Origin of the sequence: Mesorhizobium sp. M3A.F.Ca.ET.080.04.2.1 (assembly GCF_003952525.1) — a bacterium.
Lineage (GTDB): Bacteria > Pseudomonadota > Alphaproteobacteria > Rhizobiales > Rhizobiaceae > Mesorhizobium.
Genome location: NZ_CP034451.1, coordinates 3,165,176 through 3,180,491, shown reverse-complemented (window position 1 = coordinate 3,180,491; position 15,316 = coordinate 3,165,176). Strand labels below are relative to the sequence as shown.

Genomic DNA, 15,316 nt, shown 5'->3' with positions numbered 1-15,316 from the left:
TATGAGCACCTTCTCTCCCCGCGAAATCGTTTCGGAACTCGACCGCTTCATCATCGGTCAGAAGGACGCCAAGCGCGCCGTCGCCATCGCCCTGCGCAACCGCTGGCGCCGCCAGCAACTGGACGGCCAGATGCGCGAAGAGGTGATGCCCAAGAACATCCTGATGATCGGCCCGACCGGCGTCGGCAAGACCGAAATCTCGCGCCGCCTGGCGCGGCTTGCCGGGGCTCCTTTCGTCAAGGTCGAGGCGACCAAGTTCACCGAGGTCGGCTATGTCGGCCGCGATGTCGAGCAGATCGTGCGCGATCTCGTCGAGGTCGCCATCGGCCTTGTGCGCGAGAAGATGCGCGAGGACGTCAAGGCCCGCGCCCACATCAACGCCGAGGAGCGCGTGCTCGAGGCGCTGGTCGGCAAGACGGCGAGCCCGGCCACGCGCGACTCGTTCCGCAAGAAGCTGCGCGACGGCGAGCTCGACGACAAGGAAATCGAGGTCGAGGTCGCCGATACGGGCACCGGCGGTATGCCGGGCTTCGAGATTCCGGGCATGCCCGGCGGCAACATCGGCGTGCTCAACATCAACGACATGCTGTCGAAGGCCATGGGCGGCCGCAGGACCAAGACCCGCAAGACGACGGTCAAGGAATCCTACGAGCTTCTGATCAGCGACGAGTCCGACAAGCTGCTCGACCAGGACGAAGTGGTGCGCCGCGCGCTCGATGCCACGGAAAACGACGGCATCGTTTTCCTCGACGAGATCGACAAGATCGCCGCCAGAAGCGACATTTCAGGCGGACCGTCGCGCGAAGGCGTGCAGCGCGACCTGCTGCCGCTGGTCGAAGGCACCACCGTTGCGACCAAATATGGGCCGGTGAAGACCGACCACATCCTGTTCATCGCCTCCGGCGCCTTCCACGTGTCGAAGCCGTCGGACCTGCTGCCGGAGCTGCAGGGCCGGTTGCCCATCCGCGTCGAGCTGCGCGCGCTGGAAAAGCAGGATTTCGTCCGCATCCTCACCGAGACGGAAGCAAGCCTGATCAAGCAGTACATTGCGCTGATGAAGACGGAGGGCGTCGATCTCAGCTTCACCGACGATGCCATCGATTCGCTCGCCGGCATTGCCGTCGATCTCAACGCCAGCGTCGAGAATATCGGTGCCCGGCGGCTGCAGACGGTGATGGAGCGCGTCCTGGACGAGATCTCCTTTGACGCGCCGGACCGGAACGGCACCGCGGTCACCATAGATGCCGCCTATGTGCAGAAGCATGTCGGCGACCTGTCGCGCAACACCGACCTGTCGCGCTTCATCCTCTGACAAGCACCGTTTCAGGCCGGCGCAACTGCCGGCCTGATGCGCAAGGTGTGGCCAAATGGAAGCATCCCGCCGCCATTCTTGGTGGCGGGCGATGGCCTTCTCTCGACTCTCCCGCGCGCTTTACCTAGTTTGCCGCCCGATTCCGGAGGCAATTTCAGGAAAAGTGCGTTTTCCGTCCGAAATTGCGCAAAAATGAGTGGTTGGAACAGGTCGGCGACCCGTTGATGGCTGGTCCGTTCCAAAGTGGCGGCGGCGCATGAAGAAAAAAGTGGTCCTCTTTATCGGCCTGGCATTGGCTGCTCTAGTGGCAACGGCCGATGCGGCTACCATGGTGCCGCCCGGCAACCGCAACGCGGTGCAGCCCGACATTCCCGGCGCTTCCAGCCGCCGCACCCAGGCCACCAACACCACCTTCCAGGCCAAATACCGCAAGGTCTACGCGCTGTTGCAGAACGACGCCGAGCTTCGCGCCAAGATCAGGAAGGCGGCCGCGGCCTATGGCATCGATCCGATGCACATCGTTGGCGCCATCGTCGGCGAGCATACCTACAATGTCGACGCCTACGACCGGCTGCAGACCTACTACGTCAAGACGATGTCGTATCTGTCGAGCAAGCTGACCTTCGCCTACGAGGGCGAGGACGTCAGCGATTTCGTGCAGCGGCCCGAGTTCAAGAAATGCGCCGGCGTGAGCGGTAGCTATGACCTCTGGGAGTGCCGCGAACAGGTCTGGAACCACGCCTTCCGCGGCAGGAGCGTCGGCGGGACAAGCTTCCCCAACGACCGTTTCGGCGCCACCTTCTTTCAGCCCTACTATGCCGGCCAGACCTTCGGCCTCGGCCAGCTCAACCCGCTGACGGCATTGCAGATGAGCGACCTCGTGCACGAAGTCTCGGGGTTGCCGAAGCTCGACGTCGAGGATCCGAACGCGGTCTACAAGACCATCATGGACCCGGACCTGACATTGCCTTACGTCGCCGCCACGATCAGGAAGTCGATCGATGCCTACAAGAGCATCGCCGGCTTCGACATCTCCGACAATCCCGGCCTGACCGCCACGCTTTACAATGTCGGCAATCCCGAGCAGCGCGCCTATGCGCTGAAGGAGGAGAACGAGAAGCGCCGCGCCGCCGGCGAGCCGGAAAAGCTGCCCGAGGAAAATTATTACGGCTGGCTGGTCAACGACAAGCTGAACGAGTTGAAGGCGCTTTTCTGACCGGCGGATGCCGATCTGGCCCGGCTTGGCGGATCAGCCTTCGGACGCCAGGAAAGCTTCGAATTTGCGCAGTTCCTCCGCATCCGCCTCGACGATGTGCCGTGGCGCCGGATAGGCGCCGGACTGGATATCTGCGGCATATTCGCGGAAGGCGGCGATGCGCTCGTTCTGAAGACGGTCGAATTCCGCCGCGAAGTCGCGATAGCGCTTGGCATGGCGCGGATAATGGCCGCGATTGCTGCCGAGCACGTCTTCCGAGAACAGGTATTGCGCGTCGCAGCCGGCACCGGCCCCCATCGAGATCATGATCAGCGACGTGCGCCGCGAGATCGCGCTGGAGACACCAGCCGGCACCACCTCGATCTCCGCGGCGAAAGCGCCGGCTGCTTCGAGGTCCTTGACCTGCTTCCAGACGAACGTCGCGCTCTCGGCCGTCTTGCCCACCGCCTTGAAGCCGCCCGTCCAGGTCGCATGCGCCGGAATCAGGCCGACATGGCCACAGACCGGAATGTGCTCGTCGCGCAGCCGGCGAATGGTCTGCAGGCTGGCCGAACAATACATGGCGTCGGCACTGGCCGCGCGCAGCTTCACCGCCATGCGCAGGATCTCGTCGGTGGTCGCGCCGAGCTTCACGCGTTCGTCGCCGGGAATGGCAAAGCAGGTTGGCGCGGCGTCGCGGAATCGCGGATCGAACATCAAATCATAAGGTACCGAGATGAGGTCGATGCCGGCGCGCTCGGCGGCCTCGGCCTCCTCCAGCGAGAAGACGCGCAGCTTGGAAAGCTGGCGCTTGCCCTTCAGCGACTGCAAATCGGCGACGGTCGGTCTGCTGCGTGCCATTTCCACCCCTCGATGTGTCTGTTGATGTGGCCGCTTACGCCGCCAGCAGTGATTTCAGCTTGACCGTCTGCGACCCCAGCGCCTCCGGCGCCGGCTTTGCCCGCTTGGCAATCAGCATCTCGCCCAGGCGGATGTCGCGCGCCACCGCATTGCCCGGGCCGATGCCGCTCGCCGCCACCAGCCGCCCATCCTCAGCCAGGTGGAACAGGATGAAAGCATCGTCGTCGAGGTCGCGACGCACGATCGAGCGGCCTTCGTCGGAAAGTCCGGCGATCTGCAGCGTCAGGCCATATTGATCCGACCAGAACCACGGCACGGCGGCATGATCCTCGTTTGCCCCCAGCATGTTCCTGGCCGCGAGCGCGCCCTGTTCCTGCGCATTGCGCCAGGCCTCCAGCCGCACGCGTCGTCCGCCATAGATGGCGAGCGGAAACGAGCAGCAGTCGCCGGCTGCGAAAATATCCGGATCGGCGGTACGCAATTGCCGGTCGACGGCGATGCCGTTGTCGATGGCAAGTCCCGCTTCGGCGGCGAGCGCCGTCACCGGCACCGCGCCGATGCCAATCACTGCTAGATCGGCAACGATCTGCTGGCCGTCGGCAAGCGTGATGCGGACCTGAGTGCCGTCATCGGCTATCGCCGTGATGCCCTGGCCGGTGAGGATTTTCACGCCTTCGGCCTCATGCGCCTGATGGATGATTTCGGCGATGTCGGCCGGCACGCCGCGCATCAGGATTCGCGGCTGCGCCTCTATGACGGAGACCGTGGCGCCAAGCTTGCGCGAGGAGGCGGCAAGCTCGAGACCGATGAAGCCGCCGCCGATGATGGCGACGCGGTTGCCCGCCCGAAGATGAGCGCGGATGGCGAGCGCGTCGTTGAATGTCCTGAGATAGACGCAGCGTCCGCCCAGGCCCGGCATCGGCAGCCTGCGCGGCACCGATCCGGTTGCAAGCAGCAGCTTGTCATAGGGGAGTGAGGAGCCGTCCGAGAGAGTTACGAGATGCGCGGCGCGGTCGATGCCGACGGCCCGCACGGAATGGAGGTGCCGGATCGACCGCTCGGCAAGAATTTCGTCGCTGGCGATCGCCTTGATGGCCGGCGCCTCACCGGTCATGGCCTCTTTCGAGAGCGGCGGCCTTTCATAGGGCAGGTGCGGCTCGTCGCCGACCAGCGTAACCGGACCTTCGCAACCGAGATCGCGCAAGGTGAGCGCTGCGCGCCCGCCGCATTCGCCGGCGCCGATGACGACCATTCCTCCCGCCATCGCGTCACCCGACCTGAATGAGGACTTTGCCCGCGTCGACCTTGACCGGATAGGTCTTGAGATTGACGCATACCGGCGCGCCCCTGGCGTCGCCGGTCTTGTAGTTGAAGCGCCCATTGTGCTTGGGGCATTCGATGATGTCGTCCATCACCAGCCCGTCGGCCAGGTGCACCTTCTCATGCGTGCACAGCCCGTCGGTCGCGAAATATTCGTCATCGGGGCTGCGATAGATCGCGTAGGTTCTGCCGCCGTGGTCGAACCGCATCACGTCCTCTTCGTCGATGTCTCCGGCCGTGCAGGCCTCGACCCAGTCGCTCATTTTGTCCTCCGGCGAAATTGAATTGCCCGGCATTCGTGCCGGGCGGTCACTCGGCCGCCGCCGCAGCGGGATCATCGCTGTGCAGGTCCTCCCGATAGGGCCGCGCCGTCGGCGGCAGCTCGCGCTTGATGAAATAGTCCTCGTAGCGCAGCTGGCGCAGGAAGGCGGGGATCATCTCGCGGTAACCGGCCAGGATCGACGGCGTCGGCGCCGGCAGGTCGTGCTTGATCATCTCATGCAGCTTCGACAAGGCGTGGTAGGGCACCATCGGGAACATGTGGTGCTCCACATGGTAGTTCATGTTCCAGTAGATGAAGCGGCTGATCGGGTTCATGTAGACGGTGCGGCTGTTGAGCCGGTGGTCGGTGACATTGTCGGCGAGGCCGCCATGCTGCAGCAGGCCGGTCATGACGTGGTGCCAGGCGCCGTAGAGCCGCGGCAGGCCGACCAGCATCAGCGGCAGGAACGATCCGAAATAGAGCGCCAGGGCGATCGTGGCGGCATAGATCGCCGTCCAGATCCGGGCGATGCGGATCGCCCTCGGCTGCTCCTGCTCGGGAATGAAGGTCTTTTCCGCCGCGCTGATGTTGCCGGCCGCGTTGCGCAGCATGTCGCTCATCGCGTGCCAGGCGTCGAGAATGCCGACGAAGGCCAGCACGGTGCGAACCAGGTCCGGCGGCCGCATCACGGCGATTTCCGGATCGCGGCCGACAATGATGGTGTCGGTGTGGTGGCGCGTGTGGCTCCATCGCCAGGTCACCGGATTGCGCATGATCATGAAGCAGGCGATCTGGTAGACGGCATCGTTCATCCACTGCGTCCGGAACGCCGTGCCGTGGCCGCATTCGTGCCAGCGGGAATCGGTCGAGGAACCGTAGAGCGTCCCGTAGACGAAGAAGAAGGGCACGCACCACCAGGTGCCCCAGAACCAGGCGCCGCCTGCGGCACTGATGATCAGGGCGCCGAGCCAGATGATGGTGTCGCGGATCGCCGGCTGGTCCGAGCGCTGCATCAGTTCCTTCATCTGCTTGCGCGGGATCTCGGTGTGGTACCACTCGGCCGATGCCAGTCCGTTCTCGACCGCGAGCTTGGCATCACGACCGACCAGGCTGTAGTCGCGGCGGGACGGTGCTGCGTCCATCGTTGCCGTCATGAGGTTCCTCCGTCAGCGCCTGGCGAGTCGCCCGCATGCAAAACGGGCGCTATGGCGGGCGTCGAGGCGCAAAATAGCGCTAATGGATGATAGCCTCAATATCACAAAGATAGTTTCTATCATTTCACATCAGAATGATGTAACGTGAATGGGCAGCAAACGGAGGTTTCATGGCAAAGCGGCCAACCATCATCGATCTGGCTCGCGTCTCCGGCGTCAGCGTCGCCACCGTTGACCGGGTGCTCAACAACCGTCTGCCGGTAAAGGAGGAGACGGCGCGCCGTGTCTACGAGGCCGCGACCGACATCGGCTATCACGCGGCCGGGCTCATCAAGCAACGTATGCGCCAGGAATTGCCGGAATACCGGCTGGGCTTCCTGCTCCTGAGGGGCAATGATATTTTTTACAACGATTTTGCACGCGAGCTCGAACTGGCGGTCTCGCAATCGCAACGATTCCGCGGCGTCGCCACTATCGATTTCGCTGCCTCCCTCGCGCCCAGCGAGATTGCCGCCCAGATGCGAAAGCTGGCGGCGAAATCCAGGGCGATCGCCGCTGTCGGGCCGGATCATCCGACGCTGACGGCGGTCGTGGAGACGCTGAAGGCGAGAGGGCAGCCGGTCTTCTCCCTGCTCTCCGACTTCGCCGCCGGCATCCGCGAGGGCTATGTCGGCCTGGACAACCGCAAGGTCGGGCGCAGTGCGGCCTGGATGATCGCCAAGGCGGCACGCAAGCCCGGCAAGGTTGCCCTGTTCGTCGGCAGCCACCGCTTCCATGGCCATGAGCTGCGCGAGATCGGCTTCAGATCGTTCTTCCGCGAGCATGCCCCGGAATTCACGGTGCTGGAGACGCTGGTCAACCTTGAAGCCAACCAGGTGACGCATGATGCGATGCTCGATCTTCTGGCGCGCTATCCCGATCTTGCCGGCTGCTATGTCGCCGGCGGTGGCATGGAAGGCGCGGTCTCGGCGCTGCGGGCCGCAAAGCCCGCGAATATGCCGGTGGTCATCTGCAACGAGATCAACGCCGAGTCGCGGGCTGCGCTCGCGGACAACGTCCTCACCATGGTCATCTCGACGCCGCTGCCGGCGCTCTGCCGCGAGCTTGTCGGATTGATGGCGCACGCCATCGAAACCGGAGCCGCGAATGCTCCGGGTCAGACCTTCCTGCCGTTCGACATCTACCTGCCGGAAAACATCTAGGGATTAGCGACCGGCCAAGGGTGGCCGTCAATGATGATGGGATCCATCACCCTGATAGAATGTTGCAGGGTCCGCCTGCGAAAATCCGGCGCTCCATTTTGGAATCGCCCTTGACGCCGTCCCACGAAATGGAATAAATATTTCACTAGCAGAGCATTTTGGTCCTTTCGTTCCGGGAACATTTGTTTCAAGCGGGAGCCTGGCGTTCCAGCCGTCGGAAAACGTCGCCGGAGCCGAAATGATCGTCGGGAGAGATTCCCCGCAGGATCGGGGATTCCGGTTCAATCGGTGCAGCCGGACACCAAGTGGAGGAGAGAGATAAAATGAAGAAACTGCTTTTGGGCCTCGCGCTGTCGGCGCTGATGTGCTCGTCGGCCTTTGCCGCCAAAGTCGGTGTGTCGATGGCCAAGTTCGACGACAACTTCCTGACCGTGCTGCGCAACGGCATGATCGCCCAGGCCAAGGGCATGGACGGCGTCGAGCTGCAGGTCGAGGACGCGCAGAACGATGTCGCCAAGCAGCTCGACCAGATCAAGAACTTCGCCGCCTCGGGCGTTGACGCCATCATCGTCAACCCGGTCGACACCTCGGCCACGCAGGCGATGTCGGACGCGGCCGCCGCGGCCAAGATTCCGCTGGTCTACGTCAACCGCCAGCCGGTCAATGTCGACTCGCTGCCGGACAACCAGGCCTTCGTCGCTTCGAACGAGGCTGAATCCGGCACGCTCGAGACCCAGGAAGCCTGCCGACTGTTCAAGGAAGCCGGCAAGAAGGAAGCCAACGTCTATGTCATCATGGGCGAGCTTTCGAACCAAGCCGCGGTGCAGCGCACCAAGGACATCGAGGAAGTGATCGCCACGCCGGACTGCAGCTTCATCAAGATCATCGACAAGCAGACCTCGAACTGGGACCGCGACCAGGCGCAGAACCTGATGACCAACTGGCTGTCGTCCGGCAAGCCGTTCGATGGCGTCATCGCCAACAACGACGAAAGCGCTATCGGAGCCATCCAGGCCATGAAGGCCGCCAACATCGACATGAAGTCGGTCGTGGTCGGCGGCGTTGACGCCACCCAGGACGCGCTGGCCGCGATGCAGGCGGGCGATCTCGACGTGACGGTCTTCCAGGACGCTGCCGGCCAGGGTGCCGGTGCGCTCGATGCGGCGTTGAAGCTCTCCAAGGGCGAGAAGGTGGAAAAAAAGGTCTATATTCCGTTCCAGCTCGTCACGCCGGCCAACATCGACAAGTTCCTGAAGAAGAACTGAGGCTGCGCGAGAGGCAATTCCAGGAAACGAGCTGAGCGGTTTTCCGCACGGAATTGCCAGGAAACTTCCACGGCGGGTCACCTTTCCATCGAAAGCTGACCCGCCCTGCAAGGAGCGGCGCAGGAAGGCATCGGACCGGCTGACATCGGCTGCTGGTGAAGCGCCGCCGCCCTTCCTTTCTCCGCCCACAGCGCGGGAGAGCGGGGCGCGGCCATTCGGAGGAAGAAGACGTGTCACAGACATCGCATGGCATTGGCGGGCTGAGCTACGATGCCAAGAAGCGCCCCTGGCCTGCCGAGTTCAACGTGCTCCTGGCGCTCGTCATTCTCGTCGGCGCCTTCGAGCTGATCGGCCGCGTCTTCCTCGGCGACAGCTTCCTTTTCAACACCCGTGAAAATGTCGACGCCATCTTCAACGAGCAGCGCCTGCAGATCATCATCCTGCAGGTCTCGATCGTCGGCATCATCGCCATCGGCGTCACCCAGGTCATCATCTGCGGCGGCATCGACCTGTCCTCGGGCTCGGTCGTCGGCGCCACCGCCATGATCGCCATGAGCTTCGCCCAGGTGGCGACGGTCAACGGCAATCCAAATCCCAAGGCGATGTTCATCGACTATGGCTGGACCGACTTGCCGGTCATCGTGCCGCTGCTGGTGGCCATCGGCTGCGGGTTGATAGCCGGGCTGATCAACGGCCTGCTCATCGCCTACACCCGCATCCCGCCCTTCATCGCCACGCTCGGCATGATGGTCACCGCGCGCGGCATCGCCAAATGGTGGTCGAAGGGCCAGCCGATCTCGTTCCCGACCGACAGCTTCGCCACGATCGGCAAGGGGCTGATGCCGGTCATCATCTTCATCTCGCTGGCGATCCTGTTCCAGCTGATCCTGAGCTACACGAAATACGGCAAGCACTGCTACGCCATCGGCTCCAACGAGGACGCCGCGCGCATGTCCGGCATCAAGATCGCCAACCACAAGGTGCTCGTCTATGCCATCGCCAGCATCCTGGCGTCGCTCGCCGCGGTGGTGCTCTGCTCCAAGAACCTTACCGCCCAGGCCGGCATGGGCGTCATGTACGAACTCGACGCCATCGCCATGGCGGTCATCGGCGGCGTCTCGCTGTCGGGCGGCCGCGGCTCGATCATCGGCACGGTGATCGGCGCGCTGATCTTCGGCGTCATTATTTCCGGCTTCACCTTCCTGCGCCTCGACGCCTACTACCAGGAGATGGTCAAGGGCGTCATCATCGTCGGCGCAGTCGTTCTCGATCAGTGGCGCCAGCGCCGCCGGGCGATAGGAGCTTGACCATGTCGGACATCGTTCTGAAGACCGAAAACCTCACCAAGCACTATGGCGGCGTGCATGCGCTGCAGGAAGCGAATTTCGAGCTGCGCAAGGGCGAGCATGTCGCCATCATGGGCGACAACGGCGCCGGCAAGTCAACCTTCGTGCGCCAGATCACTGGCGTCGAGCAGCGCACCGACGGCAAGATCTGGTTCGACGGCAAGGAAGTGAATTTCGCCGGCCCGATCGAGGCGCGCGAGGCCGGTATCGAGACAGTGTTCCAGAACCTCGCGCTGGCCGATGACCTCGACGTGCCGTCGAACCTGTTCCTCGGCCGCGAGAAGGTGCTGTTCAACCTCGGGCCGTTCTCGATCCTCGACCGCAAGGCGATGCGCAAGGCGACCGAGGCGGCACTGATCCGCACGGCGGTGAAGATTCCCAACCTTTCCAGCACCATCCGTCACATGTCGGGCGGTCAGCGCCAGTGCGTGGCGATCGCCCGCACCGCGACCTTTGCCTCGAAGCTGATCATCATGGACGAGCCGACGGCGGCCCTCGGCGTGCAGGAGACGGCGCAGGTCGAAAACATCATCCGCACGCTGAAGGAGAATGGCGAGCCGCTGATCCTGATCAGCCACAACATGCGCCAGGTGTTCGACCTGGTCGACCGCATCGTCGTCTTCCGGCGCGGCCGCATCGTCGCCAATCTGCGCAAGCAGGACACTGACGGCAACGACATCGTCGCCTACATCACCGGCGCCAAGACCGGACAGGCGGAACTCCAGGCCGCCTGACCGGCGCCACGCCAAGATCACCCAAATCGTCCGCGCCGGCAGGCGCGGACACGCATTAGAACCACCTCAAAGGACATTCCATGACTCTCCGCTTCGCTCTTCTCGGCGCCGGCCGCATCGGCAAGGTGCATGCCCGCGCGGTTGCCTCCAACCCGCAGGCCAGACTGGTGGCCGTGGCCGATGCCTTCGAGAAAGCCGCAACCGAGCTGGCCGGCGCCTATGGCGCCGAGGTGCGCACGATCGACGTCATCGAGCAGGCCAAGGACATCGACGCCGTCATCATCTGCACGCCGACCGACACCCATGCCGACCTGATCGAACGCTTCGCCAGGGCCGGCAAGGCGATCTTCTGCGAGAAGCCGATCGACCTCGACGTCAAGCGGGTCGAGCAGTGCCTGACAGTGGTCGAGAAGGCCGGCGCCACGCTGATGGTCGGCTTCAACCGCCGCTTCGATCCGCATTTCGCCGCCGTCCGCAAGGCGATCGACGACGGCGCCATCGGTGACGTCGAGATGGTCACCATCACGTCGCGCGATCCGGGCCCGCCGCCGCTCGACTACATCGCCCGCTCCGGCGGCATTTTCCGCGACATGACCATCCACGATTTCGACATGGCGCGCTTCCTGCTCGGCGAGGAGCCGGTTGCCGTCAGCGCCCACGCCTCGGTGCTGGTCGACAAGAAGATCGGCGAAGCCGGCGATTTCGACTCGGTCAGCGTCATCCTGGAAACCGCATCCGGCAGGCAGGCCGTCATCTCCAATTCGCGCCGCGCCACCTATGGCTACGACCAGCGCATCGAGGTGCATGGGTCGAAGGGCATGGTCGCCGCCGAAAACCAGCGGCCGGTCTCGATCGAGCTTGCCAACGACAAGGGCTACACCCGGCCGCCGCTGCACGACTTCTTCATGACCCGCTACATCGATGCTTATGCCAATGAGATCGCGTCCTTCATTGCCGCCAACAGCGCCGGCAAGAAGGCGGCGCCGAGCGGCAGGGACGGGCTGGTCGCGCTGAAGCTGGCCGACGCGGCCTTGCAGTCGGCAAAGACGGGCAAGACCGTCCGCGTCGATTGAACCTTTGAGTTGATTACAGGAGCAGAGCGATGAGCGGTTTGGCCGGTCGCAATTCAGAAACGCGTGCCATCGTCACCGGCGGCGCGCAGGGCGTCGGCTTCGCCGTCGCCGAGGCGCTTGCCGACGAGGGCTGCCGGGCACTGGCGCTGGTCGGCCGCTCGCAGGAAAAGGGCGACAAGGCGGTCGCCGCGCTGAAGAAGAAAGGCGTCGACGCCATCTTCATCAGCGCCGACGTCGCCAAGGTCGCCAACTGCAAGCGCGCCGTCGCCATGGCGCTCGCGCATTTCGGCACCGTCAATGCGCTCGTCAACGCCGCCGCCACCTCGGCGCGCGGCTCGCTGGTCGAGACCACAGAGGAGCTTTTCGACCAGATATTCGACACCAATGTGCGCGGCCCCTTTTTCCTGATGCAGGGCCTGGTCGCGCATCTTCTCGAGCGCAAGGCGCCGGGCTCGATCGTCAACGTGCTGTCGATGTCTGCCCATGCCGGCCAGTCCTTTCTGACGGCCTATTCGACCAGCAAGGGCGCGCTGATGACCTTGACCAAGAATGTCGCGAGTTCCCATCGGCGCAACCGCATCCGCTGCAACGCCGTGCTGCCCGGCTGGATGGACACCGAAGGCGAGGACATCGTGCAGAAGAAGTGGCATGACGCGCCGGACGACTGGTTGGCGAAGGCCGAGGCCGCTCAGCCGATGGGCCAGTTGGTGAAGCCTGCGCAGCTTGCCCGGCTGATCACCTATATGCTGAGCCCGCAGGCCGGCGTCATGACGGGGTCGCTGGTCGACTACGACCAGAACATCGCCGGCGTGATCGGCGAGTAGGTGCAACCGAGTAACCTCGCGTCCACAAGCAGTTCGGCCGTCCGTGCAGCAGTGATTGGCCTCGCGCGCCTGCCAGGGCGTCCTGGGCCCTGTAAGCCCTGTTGCCGCGACATCGCTATTCCCATATAGTCAGGATGGTCAGAATAGGCATGAGATTGAAATGCTGCCTGGACCCAAAGAAGATGTGAGCTGGACGGTCGCTGGGGCAAAAGCCCGGCTCTCGGAGGTTATAGATCGGGCACAATCGTCGCCGCAGACGATCACCCGAAACGGCAAACCAAGCGTCGTCGTCGTGTCGGTAGACGAATGGCGGCGCAAGACCGCACGGAAAGGCACCCTCGCTGAGTTCCTGCTGGAGTCGCCGTTGCGCGGCTCCGATTTGAACCTTGAGCGTCAACGCGACGAGCCGCGTGACCTGCCGCTGTGAGGATACTGCTTGATACGAATGTCCTGTCCGAAGTGACGAGGCCGGCTCCAGACACACGCGTGTTGGGTTGGCTGGACGAGCTTGACGAGGACCGCTCGTTCATCAGCGTTGTGTCGATCGCCGAGATCCGGCGCGGCGTTGCCCTCATGGATGACGGCCGCAAACGCGAGGCACTGGCTGAATGGCTCGCTCGGGACTTGCCGCAGCGCTTCGAGCAGAGGGTTTTGCCGGTGGATGAAGCGGTTGCGTTGGCCTGGGGCGACCTAATGGGGCTTGCCAAGCGCCGCGGTCGCGGTCTGTCGTCGATGGACGGCCTGATCGCGGCCACCGCGATTGCGCAGCAGCTCACCTTGGCAACGCGCAACACAAAGGATTTCGAAGGCTTTGGAATCGAAATTTTCGATCCCTGGACTGCATGAACAGGGCATGTCGGGCTCGAGAGCGCCCATGTTCCCTCGCCACAAGAGAATGTCTCGATGCACCCATATTGGATCACGGTAAGCGGCCATCTTGGGGTTGGCGTCACCGCGCGGTCGGAAGCCGACGCTCTACAACTGTTCTCGCTAGCCTTCGGATCCGTGCAAAAGGTCGTCAGCATCGAGATGATCAAGAACATGGATGATCTCGATCAAAATCACGTCATACCGAATTTGGGATGGGCAACTGGTTTCGTCGTGGCATCTGGTTTCCCCAAGGCCACGAGCACATTTCAAGCTGAGACGAGGCCCGCACCGAAAGAAAGGTGTCTCAATTGAGTGATCCTCAACCCATCACGAACGAAAATATCCTGAGGATTCTCGGCATCGTCCTCGTCGAAATTCGCGCGACCGATGAACTACGTACAGCACGTATGCTTGCAGACTCATTTCACAACGCGCCGGCCATGATCGCCCGCGGTGCTGATCCGCAGGATACGTGGACAAGCGTTCTCAATACCGCTCGCAGGCTTGAGATGGAACGATATGTCGTCTCACTGTTGAACCACGTTCAGGCGAGACAAACTTCAAGTCGAGCCCCTACCGACACGTGACAAGCGCCTCGACTTCGACTATATGAGCCGCATGATCCACCTGACCGCCTCGTTTTGGTACTTTAGCTACGGTAGCTCGCTGGCGGCGGGAGGATTGCGCTCGATCTGAAGATTGCAGCATAAAAATCCGACAAGCCGCCAGACCTGGCGGCTTTTTTGTTTCAGCCGGCAGGTCTCCTAAACCAGGAGCAGAAAGCCGTGTTGACCACCACAGACGACCTTCGGGTCACCGAACTCAAAGTCCTGAGCACGCCGGACGACGTGATGCGCGAGATACCGCGCTCACTCACGGCGACGCGCACCGTTGCCGCCTCGCGCAACGCCATCCATTCCATCCTGACCGGGGCCGACGATCGACTGGTCGTCATCGTCGGCCCTTGCTCCATCCACGATCCGGTTGCCGCCGTGGACTACGCCAGCCGTCTGGCGGCGCTGCGCGAGGCCTTGGCCGACCGGCTCGAGATCGTCATGCGCGTCTATTTTGAGAAGCCGCGCACCACGGTCGGCTGGAAGGGCCTGATCAACGATCCCGACCTCGACGGCAGCTTCAACATCGACAAGGGGCTCAGGATGGCGCGCAACGTGCTCTCCGCCGTCAACAATCTCGGTCTGCCGGCGGCGACCGAGTTCCTCGACATGACGACGCCGCAATACATTGCCGACCTCGTCGCCTGGGGTGCGATCGGCGCACGCACGACCGAGAGCCAGATCCACCGCGAGCTCGCCTCCGGCCTCTCCTGCCCGGTCGGGTTCAAGAACGGCACCGACGGCAATCTCAGGATCGCCGGCGAGGCAGTGAAGTCGGCCGCCCAACCGCATCACTTCATGGCGGTGACCAAGGGCGGCCGCAGCGCCATCGCGGCGACCACCGGCAACGAGGACTGCCACGTCATCCTGCGCGGCGGCGTTGTGCCCAATTTCGATGCGGCAAGCGTTGACGCCGCCGCGGCCGAGCTCGCCCGCATCGGCGTCGCGCCGCGGCTGATGATCGATGTCAGCCACGCCAACAGCGCCAAGAAGCCGGAGAACCAGCCGAAGGTCGCCGCCGACGTGGCGGGGCAGGTTGCCGCGGGTGACGAGCGCATCATCGGCCTCATGATCGAAAGCAATCTCGTCGCCGGCCGCCAGGACGTCGTGCCCGGTAAGCCGCTTGTCTATGGCCAAAGCATCACCGATGGCTGCATCGACTGGGCGACGACCGAGACGGTGTTGCACGGGCTTGCCGGCGCCGTCGAGTGGCGCCGCTCGATGAAGCGCGAGGCGCTCGCCATCCGGCAGGGCGCTGCGTGACCGGATCGCGAGGGCGGCGGC

At 63.6% G+C, this 15,316-nt stretch carries 15 protein-coding genes; 11 read left to right on the top strand and 4 right to left on the bottom strand.

The annotated features are described in order from the left end of the window. Position 1 precedes the first annotated feature (1 nt). The gene (gene hslU, locus EJ074_RS15115) at positions 2-1,312 is read left to right on the top strand and encodes an ATP-dependent protease ATPase subunit HslU (RefSeq protein WP_095805123.1); all 1,311 of its coding nucleotides are present in this window, start codon (positions 2-4) and stop codon (positions 1,310-1,312) included. Between the two features lie 256 nt (positions 1,313-1,568). After that, positions 1,569-2,528: a DUF1402 family protein gene (locus EJ074_RS15110; RefSeq protein WP_095805122.1), complete on the top strand. Its 960-nt coding sequence runs from the start codon at positions 1,569-1,571 to the stop codon at positions 2,526-2,528. A 33-nt stretch (positions 2,529-2,561) separates the two neighbouring features. On the opposite strand, the gene EJ074_RS15105 is transcribed toward EJ074_RS15110, so the two are convergent. The 4 genes from EJ074_RS15105 to EJ074_RS15090 are packed head-to-tail and all read right to left on the bottom strand — an operon-like array spanning position 2,562 to position 6,104. Continuing rightward, positions 2,562-3,368, bottom strand: a complete 807-nt coding sequence (locus EJ074_RS15105) for a 3-methyl-2-oxobutanoate hydroxymethyltransferase (RefSeq protein WP_095805121.1) — start codon at positions 3,366-3,368, stop codon at positions 2,562-2,564. A gap of 34 nt (positions 3,369-3,402) precedes the next feature. Beyond that, positions 3,403-4,632, bottom strand: coding sequence for an FAD-dependent oxidoreductase (locus EJ074_RS15100; protein ID WP_095805120.1), 1,230 nt, complete (start codon positions 4,630-4,632; stop codon positions 3,403-3,405). A gap of 4 nt (positions 4,633-4,636) precedes the next feature. After that, positions 4,637-4,951: a MocE family 2Fe-2S type ferredoxin gene (locus EJ074_RS15095; protein ID WP_095805435.1), complete on the bottom strand. Its 315-nt coding sequence runs from the start codon at positions 4,949-4,951 to the stop codon at positions 4,637-4,639. Between the two features lie 46 nt (positions 4,952-4,997). Next, the gene (locus EJ074_RS15090; protein ID WP_245420303.1) at positions 4,998-6,104 is read right to left on the bottom strand and encodes a fatty acid desaturase family protein; all 1,107 of its coding nucleotides are present in this window, start codon (positions 6,102-6,104) and stop codon (positions 4,998-5,000) included. Between the two features lie 170 nt (positions 6,105-6,274). On the opposite strand from EJ074_RS15090, the gene EJ074_RS15085 reads away from it, so the two are divergent. From EJ074_RS15085 to EJ074_RS15045, 9 genes are all read left to right on the top strand, one after another. Further along, positions 6,275-7,306 carry a LacI family DNA-binding transcriptional regulator gene (locus EJ074_RS15085; protein ID WP_095805119.1) on the top strand — a complete coding sequence of 344 codons (1,032 nt, stop codon included), beginning with the start codon at positions 6,275-6,277 and terminating at the stop codon, positions 7,304-7,306. Between the two features lie 323 nt (positions 7,307-7,629). Then, entirely contained in the window at positions 7,630-8,571 is a 942-nt protein-coding gene (locus EJ074_RS15080) for a sugar ABC transporter substrate-binding protein (protein ID WP_129553554.1), read from the top strand. 230 nt (positions 8,572-8,801) lie between these two features. Continuing rightward, positions 8,802-9,878 (top strand): ABC transporter permease, encoded by a 1,077-nt coding sequence (locus tag EJ074_RS15075; RefSeq protein ID WP_095805118.1) that lies wholly within the window; start codon positions 8,802-8,804, stop codon positions 9,876-9,878. A gap of 2 nt (positions 9,879-9,880) precedes the next feature. Beyond that, the gene (locus EJ074_RS15070; protein WP_040972873.1) at positions 9,881-10,651 is read left to right on the top strand and encodes an ATP-binding cassette domain-containing protein; all 771 of its coding nucleotides are present in this window, start codon (positions 9,881-9,883) and stop codon (positions 10,649-10,651) included. Between the two features lie 80 nt (positions 10,652-10,731). Continuing rightward, positions 10,732-11,724: an inositol 2-dehydrogenase gene (iolG, locus tag EJ074_RS15065; protein ID WP_095805117.1), complete on the top strand. Its 993-nt coding sequence runs from the start codon at positions 10,732-10,734 to the stop codon at positions 11,722-11,724. Positions 11,725-11,753: 29 nt separating this feature from the next. Beyond that, on the top strand, positions 11,754-12,548 hold the full coding sequence (locus EJ074_RS15060) for an SDR family oxidoreductase (protein WP_095805116.1): 795 nt from the start codon (positions 11,754-11,756) through the stop codon (positions 12,546-12,548). A 160-nt stretch (positions 12,549-12,708) separates the two neighbouring features. Then, positions 12,709-12,975, top strand: coding sequence for a type II toxin-antitoxin system Phd/YefM family antitoxin (locus tag EJ074_RS15055; protein WP_095805115.1), 267 nt, complete (start codon positions 12,709-12,711; stop codon positions 12,973-12,975). Then, positions 12,972-13,394: a type II toxin-antitoxin system VapC family toxin gene (locus tag EJ074_RS15050; protein WP_095805114.1), complete on the top strand. Its 423-nt coding sequence runs from the start codon at positions 12,972-12,974 to the stop codon at positions 13,392-13,394. Before EJ074_RS15055 ends, EJ074_RS15050 begins: the two co-directional genes overlap by 4 nt. Positions 13,395-14,203: 809 nt before the next feature. Continuing rightward, entirely contained in the window at positions 14,204-15,295 is a 1,092-nt protein-coding gene (locus tag EJ074_RS15045) for a 3-deoxy-7-phosphoheptulonate synthase (RefSeq protein WP_095805433.1), read from the top strand. Positions 15,296-15,316 lie beyond the last annotated feature (21 nt).

Coding starts and splice junctions, on each gene's coding strand:
- EJ074_RS15100 (WP_095805120.1), bottom strand. CDS start 4,632: ATGGCGGGAGGAATGGTCGTCATCGGCGCCGGCGAATGCGGCGGGCGC.
- hslU (WP_095805123.1), top strand. CDS start 2: ATGAGCACCTTCTCTCCCCGCGAAATCGTTTCGGAACTCGACCGCTTC.
- EJ074_RS15110 (WP_095805122.1), top strand. CDS start 1,569: ATGAAGAAAAAAGTGGTCCTCTTTATCGGCCTGGCATTGGCTGCTCTA.
- EJ074_RS15085 (WP_095805119.1), top strand. CDS start 6,275: ATGGCAAAGCGGCCAACCATCATCGATCTGGCTCGCGTCTCCGGCGTC.
- EJ074_RS15105 (WP_095805121.1), bottom strand. CDS start 3,368: ATGGCACGCAGCAGACCGACCGTCGCCGATTTGCAGTCGCTGAAGGGC.
- EJ074_RS15080 (WP_129553554.1), top strand. CDS start 7,630: ATGAAGAAACTGCTTTTGGGCCTCGCGCTGTCGGCGCTGATGTGCTCG.
- EJ074_RS15070 (WP_040972873.1), top strand. CDS start 9,881: ATGTCGGACATCGTTCTGAAGACCGAAAACCTCACCAAGCACTATGGC.
- EJ074_RS15060 (WP_095805116.1), top strand. CDS start 11,754: ATGAGCGGTTTGGCCGGTCGCAATTCAGAAACGCGTGCCATCGTCACC.
- EJ074_RS15095 (WP_095805435.1), bottom strand. CDS start 4,951: ATGAGCGACTGGGTCGAGGCCTGCACGGCCGGAGACATCGACGAAGAG.
- EJ074_RS15055 (WP_095805115.1), top strand. CDS start 12,709: ATGCTGCCTGGACCCAAAGAAGATGTGAGCTGGACGGTCGCTGGGGCA.
- EJ074_RS15090 (WP_245420303.1), bottom strand. CDS start 6,104: ATGACGGCAACGATGGACGCAGCACCGTCCCGCCGCGACTACAGCCTG.
- iolG (WP_095805117.1), top strand. CDS start 10,732: ATGACTCTCCGCTTCGCTCTTCTCGGCGCCGGCCGCATCGGCAAGGTG.